The sequence below is a fragment of the Nocardiopsis endophytica genome, from assembly GCF_027706725.1.
Lineage (GTDB): Bacteria > Actinomycetota > Actinomycetes > Streptosporangiales > Streptosporangiaceae > Nocardiopsis_A > Nocardiopsis_A endophytica.
The window spans coordinates 1-11,731 of record NZ_JAQFWQ010000169.1; the positions used below are offsets into that span (position 1 = coordinate 1).

Annotated in this window: 8 protein-coding genes, 1 tRNA gene and 1 pseudogene; 4 read left to right on the plus strand and 6 right to left on the minus strand. The window is 69.7% G+C overall.

Features of this window, described 5'->3' with window-relative positions; all coding sequences use genetic code 11:
• The first annotated feature begins 295 nt into the window (after positions 1-295).
• Positions 296-1,531: an ABC transporter substrate-binding protein gene (locus tag O4J56_RS30880; protein WP_270690690.1), complete on the plus strand. Its 1,236-nt coding sequence runs from the start codon at positions 296-298 to the stop codon at positions 1,529-1,531.
• Between the two features lie 411 nt (positions 1,532-1,942).
• Here the strand turns inward: O4J56_RS30880 and O4J56_RS30885 are convergent, their stop codons facing one another.
• The 5 genes from O4J56_RS30885 to O4J56_RS30905 form a co-directional block, all read right to left on the minus strand.
• Entirely contained in the window at positions 1,943-2,770 is an 828-nt protein-coding gene (locus O4J56_RS30885) for an ABC transporter ATP-binding protein (RefSeq protein ID WP_270690692.1), read from the minus strand.
• Positions 2,770-3,654 carry an ABC transporter ATP-binding protein gene (locus tag O4J56_RS30890; protein WP_270690694.1) on the minus strand — a complete coding sequence of 295 codons (885 nt, stop codon included), beginning with the start codon at positions 3,652-3,654 and terminating at the stop codon, positions 2,770-2,772. The genes O4J56_RS30885 and O4J56_RS30890 overlap by 1 nt, the downstream gene beginning before the upstream one ends.
• Complete coding sequence (locus O4J56_RS30895) at positions 3,644-4,621, minus strand: branched-chain amino acid ABC transporter permease (RefSeq protein WP_270690696.1); 978 nt, start codon at positions 4,619-4,621, stop codon at positions 3,644-3,646. Before O4J56_RS30895 ends, O4J56_RS30890 begins: the two co-directional genes overlap by 11 nt.
• Before the next feature lie 12 nt (positions 4,622-4,633).
• A complete protein-coding gene (locus O4J56_RS30900) occupies positions 4,634-6,049 on the minus strand; it encodes an ABC transporter permease subunit (protein WP_270690702.1) in 1,416 nt (471 codons plus the stop codon).
• Positions 6,050-6,519: 470 nt separating this feature from the next.
• Positions 6,520-7,092, minus strand: a complete 573-nt coding sequence (locus O4J56_RS30905; RefSeq protein WP_270690703.1) for an ANTAR domain-containing response regulator — start codon at positions 7,090-7,092, stop codon at positions 6,520-6,522.
• A 153-nt stretch (positions 7,093-7,245) separates the two neighbouring features.
• Between O4J56_RS30905 and O4J56_RS30910 the strand changes: the two genes are divergently transcribed.
• The 3 genes and pseudogenes from O4J56_RS30910 to O4J56_RS30920 all read left to right on the plus strand — a co-directional run.
• Positions 7,246-7,319, plus strand: a tRNA-Leu gene (locus tag O4J56_RS30910).
• 662 nt (positions 7,320-7,981) lie between these two features.
• The gene (locus O4J56_RS32065) at positions 7,982-8,209 is read left to right on the plus strand and encodes a hypothetical protein (RefSeq protein WP_333563835.1); all 228 of its coding nucleotides are present in this window, start codon (positions 7,982-7,984) and stop codon (positions 8,207-8,209) included.
• A gap of 180 nt (positions 8,210-8,389) precedes the next feature.
• Positions 8,390-9,322 (plus strand): annotated as a pseudogene (locus O4J56_RS30920) (DUF1266 domain-containing protein); the annotation flags it as partial.
• A 931-nt stretch (positions 9,323-10,253) separates the two neighbouring features.
• Here the strand turns inward: O4J56_RS30920 and pyk are convergent.
• Entirely contained in the window at positions 10,254-11,684 is a 1,431-nt protein-coding gene (gene pyk / locus O4J56_RS30925; protein ID WP_270690700.1) for a pyruvate kinase, read from the minus strand.
• Positions 11,685-11,731: the final 47 nt, after the last annotated feature.

Genomic DNA, 11,731 nt, shown 5'->3' on the forward strand with positions numbered 1-11,731 from the left:
GCGCCGGCAGGCGGCATGACATCCCGGCCCCCGCCGCCCCGCAGGGTGACCGCCCTGACGTGCGACGTCACCGCCACGCAGGGTTGCCCCACCCTTCACTACGACCCGATAACGGCATGAACCCGAGTCGGCCGCAACGGATCCGGCCTTCTTCCGAAACCACCACGAACCGAATTAAGCTCCGCTAACGCAGTCGGTTAAGCGCGACGGACGGACCACCGGTCCGCCGGGCGCGCACCCGCTGAGCCGACCGCCGACCTCGAACCGAACCAGCCGGTTGAACGGAGAGACCTGAATGCCGAGCACCAAGGCCCTCAGCCTCACAGCTGCGGCCGCGGCCCTCACCCTGGGCCTCGCCGCATGCGGCGGCGACGGCGGCAACGGCGGTGGTGGAGGTGGCGAAGACGCCCTGCAGTTCGGGTACGTCTTCCCCCAGACCGGCGACCTGGCCCACCTGGGCCCACCCCAGGAGTCGGCCGCCAAGTACGCCCTCCAGCAGATCAACGACGCCGGCGGGGTGAACGGCTCCGAGCTGCCCGACTTCATCGAGGGCGACGAGGCCAACGACGCCGCCCAGGCCAACGACGCCGCCCAGCGCGAGGTCGACCAGGGCGCCGACATCATCCTGGGCGCGGCCGCCTCCGGCATGACCCAGGCCATCATGGACACCGTCACCAGCAACCAGGTCGTCCAGTGCTCGGGCTCCAACACCGCGCCCGGGCTCGCCGAAGAGGACGACACCGGGTTCTACTGGCGCACCGCCCCCAGCGACCTCCTCCAGGGCCCCGTGCTCGCCGAGAAGATCGCCGCCGACGGCCACCAGAGCGTCGCCATCACCTACCGCGCCGACGACTACGGCGAGGGCCTGGCCAACGCCGCCGCCGACGCGCTGGAGGAGAACGGCATCGAGGTCTCCTACAACGAGGGCTACGACCCCAACGCGCCCAACTTCGACGCCGTGGTCAACGAGATGGCCAACGCCGAGGCCGACGCCAACGTGCTCGTCTCCTTCGAGGAGGGCGTGCAGATCATCACCGGCCTCATCGAGGACGGCGTGAACGCCGACCAGATGTACGCCACCGACGGCCTCAACGACGAGAACCTCGCCGAGAAGGTCGACTCCAGCGACCCGAGCACCATCGCCGGCTTCCAGGGCACCGCCCCCGACGTCGGCACCGAGGACTTCATCGGCGGGCTCACCGAGTACGACTCCGAGCTCGAGGTGTTCCAGTTCGCCGGCCAGGTCTACGACTGCGCCATCGTCACCGCCCTGGCCGCCGAGCAGGCCGGCACCAACGACCCCGCCGAGTTCGTCAACGAGGTCGCGGCCGTGTCCAAGGACGGCACCGAGTGCAGCACCTTCGAGGAGTGCAAGCAGCTCATCGCCGACGGCGAGGACATCGACTACCAGGGCGTCAGCGGTCCCATCGACTTCGATGACGACGGCAACGTCACCACCGCGACCTTCCAGGTCTACGGATTCGACGACGAAGGCGTCCACGAGAAGCAGGACGCCATCACCGTCCCCTAGCCCAGAGGGCGAGGGGCCGACGCCCACCTAGAGGGGCGGACGCCGAAGGCCCCCGCGCGGCACGCCGCGCGGGGGCCTTCACCATGCCCGGAGCACCCCGGATGCCCGGAGCACCCCGGAACGCGCCGGCAGGCGGCATGACATCCCGGCCCCCGCTGAGGAGGCGGAGGACAGGCGCCCCGGCCCACCTCGCCCGGAACAGACGGGCCCGGCCCACACGCCACCCCGCCGCCCGCCCTCCGGCCGCCTGGGGGTGGAAGAAGACCGCACCGCTCCAACAGACGCGCCCCCGCCCCCGCCGACCCCCACTGCTCGGCGGCCGCCCCGGACGGACACCCCGACGCCCCCACACACACGGCGAACGGGGGCGGCGCCGCACGGCGCCGCCCCCGCGAAAAGCAGGAAAGACCCTCAGTCCGCCTTCGCCAGCGTCCCCAGGTACAGCTCGATCACGTTCGGATCCTCCAACAGCTCCCGACCCGTACCCGTATAGGCGTTCCGCCCCTGGTCCAGCACATAGCCGCGGTCACAGATCTGCAGGCACCGGCGGGCGTTCTGCTCCACCATGATCACCGACACCCCGGCCGCATTGATCTGCTTCACCCGCTGGAAGACCTCGTCCTGATAGATCGGCGACAACCCCGCCGTCGGCTCGTCCAACAACACCACCGACGGCTCCATCATCAGCGCCCGGCCCATCGCCACCATCTGGCGCTCACCGCCCGACAGCGCACCCGCCTTCTGCCGGCGCCGCTCACCCAACAGCGGGAACAGCTCCGCCACCACCGCGAACCGCTCCCGGAACGCCTTCGGCCGCAAGAAGACCCCCATCTCGAGGTTCTCCTCCACCGTCAGCGACGGGAACACGTTCTGCGTCTGCGGGACGTACCCCACCCCCCGCTCCACCAGCTCGTGCGCGCTCAGGTTCGCGATCGACGACCCCCGCAGCACCAGCGCGCCCTCACGCACCGGCAACAGCCCGAAGATCGTCTTGATCAGCGTCGACTTGCCCGCCCCGTTCGGGCCGATCACGCCCACCACCTCGCCCTCGCGAAGCGTCAGCGTGCACCCGTTCAGGATGTTCACCTCGGGGATGTAACCCGCCTTGACGTCATCGGCCACCAGCAGGAACTCCGAATAGTCCGCCACCGGACCCGTCCCGGCGTGCTCCAGCACCTCCTCACGGGCCTCCTGGCGCGCCTCCTCGTCCGCCGGGCCCGGCCCGCCGCTCCCTGCCATCAGGCCTCCTCCCCCGAACCCGGGGCGCTCGCACCCGGCTCGTCATGGTGCGCACCCAGATAAGCGTCCACCACCTCCTGGTTCGACCGGATGTCCTCCGGCCGCCCCTCGGCGATCACACTCCCCTGCGCCAACACCACGATCCAGTCGCTGATCCCCATGATCACGTCCATGTCGTGCTCCACGAAGAGCACCGTCATGCCCTCGTCCCGCAGCGACGTGATGTGCCCCAGCAACGACTGCACCAGCGCCGGGTTCACCCCCGCCATGGGCTCGTCCAGCATCACCATCGACGGATTCACCATCAGCGACCGCGCCATCTCCAACAGCTTGCGCTGGCCGCCCGACAGGCTCCCCGCCAGATCATCCCTCTTCGCATCCAGCTTGAACCGCGCCAACAGCTCCATGGCCCGCTCGCGGTTGGCCTCCTCCTGGTGCCGCCACCGCGGACGCAGCAGCGACCCCACGAAACCCTCACCCGACTGGCCCGGCGCCGCCAACAACATGTTGTCCAGCACCGTCAACCGCGTCAGCGCCTTCGTCAACTGGAACGTGCGCACCATCCCCTGGCGCGCCACCCGGTGGCCCCCCAGGCCGTTCAGCCGGCGGCCCTCGAACGACCACTCGCCCGCGTCCACCCGGTCGAACCCCGTCAACAGGTTGAACAGCGTCGACTTGCCCGCACCGTTCGGCCCGATCAACGCCGTGATCGTGCCCCGCTGCACCTCCAGGTGCCCCACGTCCACCGCCGTCAGGCCGCCGAACGACCGGCGCACCCCCGACGCCTTCAGGATCGGATCCGGCTTCGCCACACCCGCCGCGGGCTCCACACCGGCCATCCGATCGCGCACCGCCCCATCGGCGGTCCTCGACTCACTTGACATTGACCAGCATCTCCTTGCGGTCGCCGATGAGGCCCTGCGGCCGGTACACGATCAACACCACCAGCGCCAGACCCACGAACGCGTGCCGCAGCGCACCGATGTCGCTCCCGTCGATGAACGGCAGCGCCCCCGCCGCCACCAACTGGCGCAACGACTCATCGAACGCCGTCAGCAGGAACCACAGCAGCATCGGACCCAGCACCGGGCCGAACGTCCGCGCCGCACCGCCCAGCAGCAGCATCGCCCACAGATAGAACGTCACCTGCGGCATGAACTGGTCCGGGGTGATGTTCTGCTGGTTGATCGCCAGCATCGCACCGGCCAGACCACCCAGCACACCGCCCAGCACCAGGCTCTGCGTCTTATAGACGAACACGTCCTTGCCCAGGCTGCGCACCGCGTCCTCGTCCTCGCGGATGCCCTTGATGACCCTGCCCCACGGGCTGTGCATCAGCGCCGCCGTCAACAACAGCGCCAGCCCCACCAGGCTCCACGTCACCAGCATCAGCCACAACTGGTTCGCCGAGAAGTCGAAATCGCCCACACCGTAATCGCCCGGCGGAATCGGATTCGCCTCATAGAACCCCGCCGCCAGGCTCTGCCGCCCGTACACGCCGCCCGTCAGCGGCCGCGCGAACTCCGCCCGGTACAGCAGCCGAGCCGCCTCAGCCACCGCGATCGTCGTGATCGCCAGATAGTCGGCCCGCAGCCGCAGCGTCGGAATACCCAACAACAGCGCCAGCACCGCCGCACACGCGATGCTCAACGCCACCGCCACCCACAGCGACAGCCCGAACGTCCCCACGCCGACGCCCACACCGTAGGCGCCCACCAGCATGAAGCCCACCTGGCCGAAGTTCAGCAGGCCCGTGTACCCGAAGTGCATGTTCAGCCCGATGGCCGCCAGCACGTACACCGCCGCGATCGGCCCGATCGCCGTCTCCAGGGAGATCGTCAAGATGTCCATCGCGCAATCCCCCTAGCCCACTCGCTCACGGCGGCCCAGGATCCCCTGGGGCCGGACCAGCAGCACCAGGATCATGATCCCCAGCGCCCACACGTTCATCAGCTGCGGCGAGAACCACAGCGTCGACAGCATCGCCACCAGGCCGATCACGATGCCGCCCGCCATCGCCCCGTAAGCGGTCCCCAGACCACCCAGGATCACCGCGGCGAACATCAGCAGCAGCAGGTGGAAGCCCATCTGCCAGTGCACCGTCTGGTTCAGGCCGTACAGCACACCGCCCAGCGCCGACAACGCGCCGCCCAGGCCCCACACGTACAGCGTCACCCGGTCCACATCGATCCCCGACGACTCGGCCAGGTCCCGGTTGTCGGCGACCGCGCGCATCGCCTTGCCCATCCGAGTGAACTGCAGCATGCTCGCCACCAGCACCAGCACGACCACCGCGATGAACAGGATCGCCGCATCGCGCGGCGTGATCGACAGCGGCCCCAGCTCCCACGGCTGCTGGATGCGGAACTGCGCGTACTTGTCGCGCCGCGCACCGAAGACCACCAGCAGCACGTGCCGCAGCACCAGCGAGAACCCGATGGTCACGATGAACATCTGGATCAGCGCCACGTTCCGCCGCCGCAGCGGCCGCCACAGGAACCGCTCCAGGCCCGCGCCGAGCACCGCGCCCAGCACCACCGCCAGGACCAGCCCCAGCACCAGCGGGTTGAACACGAAGTCCAGCACCGGGACGCCCTCGAACACCCCGTGCAGCGACGAGAACAGCGTCATGTTCGCGAACATCATCGCCATGAACGCGCCGAAGGTGACCATGTCGCCGTGCGCGAAGTTGATCATCCGCGTGGTGCCGAAGATCAGCGACAGGCCCACCGACGAGACGGCGATGATCAGCCCGAACGTCAGGCCCGCGACCGTCAGCTGAAGGACCTTCTCCCCGAAGGAGGTCCCCGGCTCCACACCGGGCACCGCGGCGTCCTCCTCGCCCTCGGCGGCGTCCCCGCCGCCGGCGCCGCCGTCATCGTCCTGGGTCGCCTCCTGCGAGGCCTCCTTGGACTCCTCGGCCGCCTCGGCGGGCGTCATCAGGCGGAAGACCACCGTCCGCTGCTGGTCCGGGCGGACGCTCACCTCCAGCTCCGACCCCGGCTTGTCGGGGACCACGTATTCGTCGGGAACCGTGTCCTCGTCGAGGACCACGCGGTAGTCGCCCGGACCGGGCAACCCCACTTCCCACTTTCCTTCGGAGTCGGTGGTGGCCTCACCGATCACCTCGTCGCCCTCGAACCCTTCGTAGACCGTGATCTCCAGGCCTTCGATGGTGGTCGGCTGACGAATCTGACCGTTGAGGTTCTCACCGCCCTGGGCGTCTGCCGCTGCCGTTCCTGGGATCACCATGAGAGCGGCGATCACGGCGAGCAGCACAGTCACGAGGCGTGTGCGCACGCGCGCTCCTTGCGCATCTGAGAACTGGACCGGTTCCGGGCGGTTCGCCCGGAACCTGCTGTTTTCCGTCGGTGGCGTGAGTTTAGCCCGGTTTAGGCAGGCTGTTCAGCAGGTCTAATGCGACGTGATCCAACCGGTACCCCACCGTGCGGATCTGTGACCGGATCGGAACGGGACACCGGTTGACCAGCGGGAGGGATGGGGCGGTAGGGGCGGGTGGGGAAGGGTGCCCGGAGGGGGCGGGGGTGTGTGGAGCACGGAGCGTAGTCGGCGGGAGGCCGGGAGGCGCCGGCGCCGGGGGCCGCCACCCCGCCCGCCCCTTACCCGCGTCCGTACAGGACACCGGGCACGAGAAAAGCCCCGCCGCGTATGCGGCGGGGCCTGGACCTGGACCGTATCGGGGTTCGGCGGCCGTCCGGGGATCGCCCGGGCGGCCGCCGTACCCCGCGTCAGCCCTGCTGCTCCTGTTCGAGCGTCTCGACCACGGTCTCGGCGACCTTGCGCATGGTCAGCCGGCGGTCCATGGAGTTCTTCTGAATCCAGCGGAAGGCCTCCGGCTCACTGAGCCCGTGCCGGCTCTGCAGCAGCCCCTTCGCCCGCTCGACGAGCTTGCGGGTCTCCAGGCGGTCCTGCAGCCCCGACACCTCGGCCTCCAGGGCGGACAGCTCGGCGTACCGGCTGACCGCCATCTCGATGGCGGGCACCAGGTCGGACTTGCTGAACGGCTTCACCAGGTAGGCCATCGCCCCGGCGTCCCGCGCGCGCTCCACCAGCTCGCGCTGCGAGAACGCCGTCAGGATGACGACGGGGGCGATGCGCTCGGCGGCGATCCGCTCGGCGGCCGACAACCCGTCCAGGACGGGCATCTTGATGTCGAGGATGACCAGGTCGGGCTTGAGCTCGGCGGCCAGGCGTATCGCCGTCTCACCGTCCCCCGCCTCGCCCACGACGGCATAGCCGTCCTCCTCGAGCATCTCCTTGAGGTCCAGCCGGATCAGGGCCTCGTCTTCCGCGATCACCACGCGGCTCTGCGTCGTCGTCACGAACACGAGGGTACCGAGATCCGCTACGATGGTCTGCACCGCCTGCGGCGCGCGCTGGGAGCGCGGATGGGACACTCCCCCTGGAGAACCCACGTCGAGCGATAATAGAAAATCGCCCCATTGGGCATAAAGGCCCCGATATTCCAATAGGAAGAGAAAGCGAGCTCAAACCTCGTACAGTGTGGGTTCGAATCCCACTCGGGGCACTTCCTCTCAAAAGCCATCTTTCGGATGGCTTTCTTTTTTTCTGTGAAACTCGAACACACATACGACCTCACAGGCGATACTCGAACGCATGTATCCCCGTGAAGTCGTGGACGAAGCCCTGCGCCTGCATGCCCAGGGGTGGACCGACCGACAGGTCGCACAGAGCATCGGCGTGTCGATCTGGACCGTCCGGCACTGGAGAACAGGGCGTCGGCGAGGCCCCAGACAGGAGAGCTACCGTGCAGACAGGACTACGTACTGCCCCTCCTGCGCCGGCGCCCCTCTCGATGAGAACGCCTATGCCTACCTTCTCGGCCTGTACCTAGGGGACGGCCACATCGTTCGCACTAAGAACGGGACCTACTTATTGGCGATCTATTGCAGCGCCATCTACACGGACCTCGTCGAGGAGTGTCGTAGGGCGGTGGGGTCCGTCTTTCCCGTCACGCCCTTTACTCGCGAGAAGCCCGGGTGCACGGTCGTGCAGGCGGTGTCGAAGCACTGGCCGTGCATATTCCCCCAGCACGGGCCTGGCCCAAAGCACTCCAGATCGATCGAGCTCGAGGACTGGCAGCAGGAAGTCGTGACGGCCCACCCCCGTCAGCTGATCCGAGGGCTCTTCCACTCTGATGGCAGCCGAGCCACCAACAGGGTCCGTCGAATGGTGGCAGGTGAGTGGAAGCACTATGAGTACCTGCGGTACTCGTTCAGCAACACCTCTAAGGACATCCACAGCATCCTCGGAGGAGCACTGGACCAAGTAGGAGCCAAGTGGAAACTGGTCTGGGTGCCGAACAAGGTCGCGCACCACCAGGACACCGGCACCCTCTCCGTCGCCAGGAAGGACTCCGTCGCCCTTCTGGACACCTTCATCGGCCCGAAGAGCTGATCCGGCCCATCCTTATCCTCCGCCTACCTCCACGTCACTCCCTGTGGTCACATCACGGCCACAACCTGAGCACAACACGTGGGTTTCGTCGCCATGACGGCCCCGAGTCCCCGATGCTGGAAGCCGGGAGTGTCGCGGACGTACGCCCTCCGGCGTCGTCCGGTGCGAAGGGAGTGGGCGGTGCTGACCGCGGTGGCCGGGATCCTCGGGATCCTGGTGATCGGTTCCTGGGCGGTGGTCGCCTGGGGCTCCAAGCGGCGGCAGCCGTGGCTTTTGGCCCCGCTGGCGCTGCTCATCGTCGTGCTCGTCGCCACCGGCCAGGGCGGCTGGGCGTTCCTGCCCATCGCCGCCCTCATGGGCCTTTCCTTCGCCGAGCTCGTCATCGGCTCCCGCGAGGCCCCCGCCCTGCGCGCCCGTGACCGGGACGGCCCATTGAGCACCGAGCGCTGGGCGGCGGCGGTCGCCGCGCCGTTCCGGGTGGCGGTCGCCGAGCCGTGGGACGTCATCTCCCGCCCGCAGCTGCGCCGCCGGTACCGCAAGGTGCTGGAGGAGGAGTGGGGCATCACCGACCGTGCGGGCCTGCTGGCCACGGTCGAGTCGCTCTGGGAGGAGCTGCATTCGGCCCCGCACCCGGACCTGCTGATCGACCTGCGCACCGGGGTGGCGCGCACGCGCCCGCCCGAGGGGGCGGGGGCGGCGGGGGGCGCGGCGCCGGAGCAGCGCGTGCGCCTGACTCCGGAGCAGGTGGAGCGGATGCGCGAGGTGACCGGCGCCGAGGAGGGTGTCGGCTCGGTGGTGATCGGCTCCTATGAGTGGTGGAAGTCGGCGCACCTGGTGCGGTTGGCGTGCGGTGGTGCGACGCTGAGCTGGCTCAGCCGGGCCGAGACGCAGAACCTGCTGCGCCGGGTGGCGACGGATCTGCAGCGCCGGTTCTCGGGTTGGGACCGGTTGTCGGCGGCGTTCCACGGGGGGTACCTGCTGTGGCGGGGCGGTGCCGGTGGCGATGGTGAGCCGGACCGGGTGTGGACGGCGCTGGGGATCTTGACGACGGACGATGACAGTCCGTGGCGGCTGCTGCCGTGGGACATGCCGTTGGAGCGGGTGCCGTACGAGCCGGCGGGCACCGGCGAGGGGTCGTACGTGCTTCCGGGTGCCGTGGCGGGTGTGCCGTCGGAGGGCGCTAGGCCCGGTGGTGAGGCGGTTGAGGCCGCCGGGGGTGTTCCGGTGGCGGCGGACGGTGCCTCCGGCGGTGAGCGCGGCGGCGGCGCGGAGGGCGCTGACGGGCTCGTGGGTGGCGCGGCGGCGGGCGACCCGGTTCTGGCGGAGCACGGGGTCGGCGACCCTGAGCTCGATGAGGTCGTCTTCGATGACGTCGATGGTGTCGCTGTCGATGGTGTCGCCGGTGCGGATGGTCTGGACCGCCCGGAGGTGGGGGTCCGCGGGTCCGGCCGTGCCGAGGCCGGGGCGTTGGGGCCGGTCGATGGCGCCGGGCCGGTCGGGGAGGGCGCGGTCGACGGCGGCCGGGGCGACGGCGCGGATGGCGCGGAGGATCCGCCTCGGCCGCGTGAGGCGGTGGATGAGGGGGCCGCGCCGGAGGCCGGTGAGGCGGGCAGTGGGCCGGGCGGTGAGCCGTTCGGCGGTGTCGAGGGGGGTCAGGCGGGCGCGCGTCGGCGCTGATGCCGATGGGTGCGCGGCTCTTGGCGCTCTGTTCCGGATGCCGTCGGTTCCGGATGCGGTCGGGACGGCGTCCTCGTCTTGAGCGCGGTGTCCCCTGTTCCCCGTCTGCTCTGTTCCCCGTCTTCTGACGCGCTCGCCCACTGCTCCCCCGCTCTCCGCGGGGAGGGGCTTGGTATTCGCTGCGCCGGGGGGGGTGGGGGCGGTCGGCAGGCGCGTTGTGCGCCTGTTGGCCGGTCCGCCGCCCCCTCAGGCCCCCGCCCGGGAGTCGCCCTGGGGGCGTTCCCGGGTGCGGGGCCTGTCGGCGGGGCGTCGTCGGCGGGGACGGTGTGCGTCCCTCGGCCGGTGCCCCTGCCGGTTCAGCGGCGGATCACTTCCCGTGCGTGATGGCGTCGCCGATGCGGTGCACGCGCAGGGAGTTGGTGGAACCGGGGGTTCCGGGCGGGCTGCCCGCCACGATGACGACCTTGTCGCCCTTCTGGTAGATGCCCATTTCGAGGAGCTCGGTCTCGACCTGGCGGACCATCTCGTCGGTGTGGTCGACCCAGGGGACGCAGTGCGAGTCCACGCCCCACTGCAGGGACAGGCGCCCGCGGGTGCTGTCCAGGGTGGTGAAGGCGATCAGCGGGATGGGCGAGCGGTACCGGGCCAGGCGGCGGGCGGTCTCGCCGGACATGGTGAAGGCGACGAGGGCCTTGGCGCCGATGGTGGCTCCGACTTCGGCGGCGGCGCGGGCGATGGCTCCGCCGGTGGTCTCGGGCACCCGGTTGAGGATGTGCGAGGCGCGCAGGGATTCCTGTTCGGCGGCGACGACGATGCGGTCCATGGTGCGGACCGTTTCGACGGGGTAGGCGCCGACGCTGGTCTCGCCGGAGAGCATGACGGCGTCGGCGCCGTCGAGGACGGCGTTGGCGACGTCGGAGGCCTCGGCGCGGGTGGGCCGAGGCGCGCTGATCATGGATTCGAGCATCTGGGTGGCGACGATGACCGGTTTGGCCTTGTCGCGGCAGCGCTCGATGGCGCGCTTCTGCACCATGGGGACGTTCTCCAGGGGCAGTTCGACGCCGAGGTCGCCGCGGGCGACCATGACGCCGTCGAAGACCTCGATGATGTCCTGGAGGCGTTCGACCGCCTGGGGTTTTTCGATCTTGGCGATGAGGGGGACGCGCACGCCCTCCTCGTCCATGATGGCGTGGACCTCGTCGGCGTCGGCGGGGCTGCGCACGAAGGACAGGGCGACCATGTCGACGCCTTGGCGCAGGGCCCAGCGCAGGTCTTCGGTGTCCTTGTCGGTGAGCGCGGGGACGCTGACGGCGACGCCGGGCAGGTTGAGGCCCTTGTGGTCGGAGACGGGGCCGCCGATGACGACGCGGGTGTGCACGTCGGTTCCGGTGGTCTTGGTGCACTCCAGGACGATGCGTCCGTCGTCGATGAGGACGCGGTCGCCGGGGCGGACGTCGCCGGTGAGTCCCTTGTAGGTGGTGGAGACGCGGCGGGCGTCGCCGGGGACGTCGTCGACGGTGATGGTGAAGGGGTCGCCGGGGGTGAGTTCGATGGGCCCGTCGGCGAAGGTGCCCAGGCGGATCTTGGGGCCTTGGAGGTCGGCGAGGATGCCGACGTTGCGGCCTTTCTCGTGGGCCGCCGCGCGCACGTTTTCGTAGTTGGCGCGGTGGTCGTCGTGGGTTCCGTGGCTGAGGTTGAGTCGTGCGACGTCGAGGCCGGCGTCGACGAGCTCGCGGAGGATCTCCGGGCTCGCTGTGGCCGGGCCGAGGGTCGCGACGATCTTTGCTCGTCGTGTCACTCTTCCCACTCTAGAGCGTTCGTGGGCCCGGGTGGTCTAAACCAGGT

Bases quoted from the DNA above. Each gene is read 5' to 3' on its own strand.
- O4J56_RS30880 (WP_270690690.1), top strand. From the start codon at position 296: ATGCCGAGCACCAAGGCCCTCAGCCTCACAGCTGCGGCCGCGGCCCTC.
- O4J56_RS30885 (WP_270690692.1), bottom strand. From the start codon at position 2,770: ATGGCAGGGAGCGGCGGGCCGGGCCCGGCGGACGAGGAGGCGCGCCAG.
- O4J56_RS30890 (WP_270690694.1), bottom strand. From the start codon at position 3,654: ATGTCAAGTGAGTCGAGGACCGCCGATGGGGCGGTGCGCGATCGGATG.
- O4J56_RS30895 (WP_270690696.1), bottom strand. From the start codon at position 4,621: ATGGACATCTTGACGATCTCCCTGGAGACGGCGATCGGGCCGATCGCG.
- O4J56_RS32065 (WP_333563835.1), top strand. From the start codon at position 7,982: ATGGTGGCAGGTGAGTGGAAGCACTATGAGTACCTGCGGTACTCGTTC.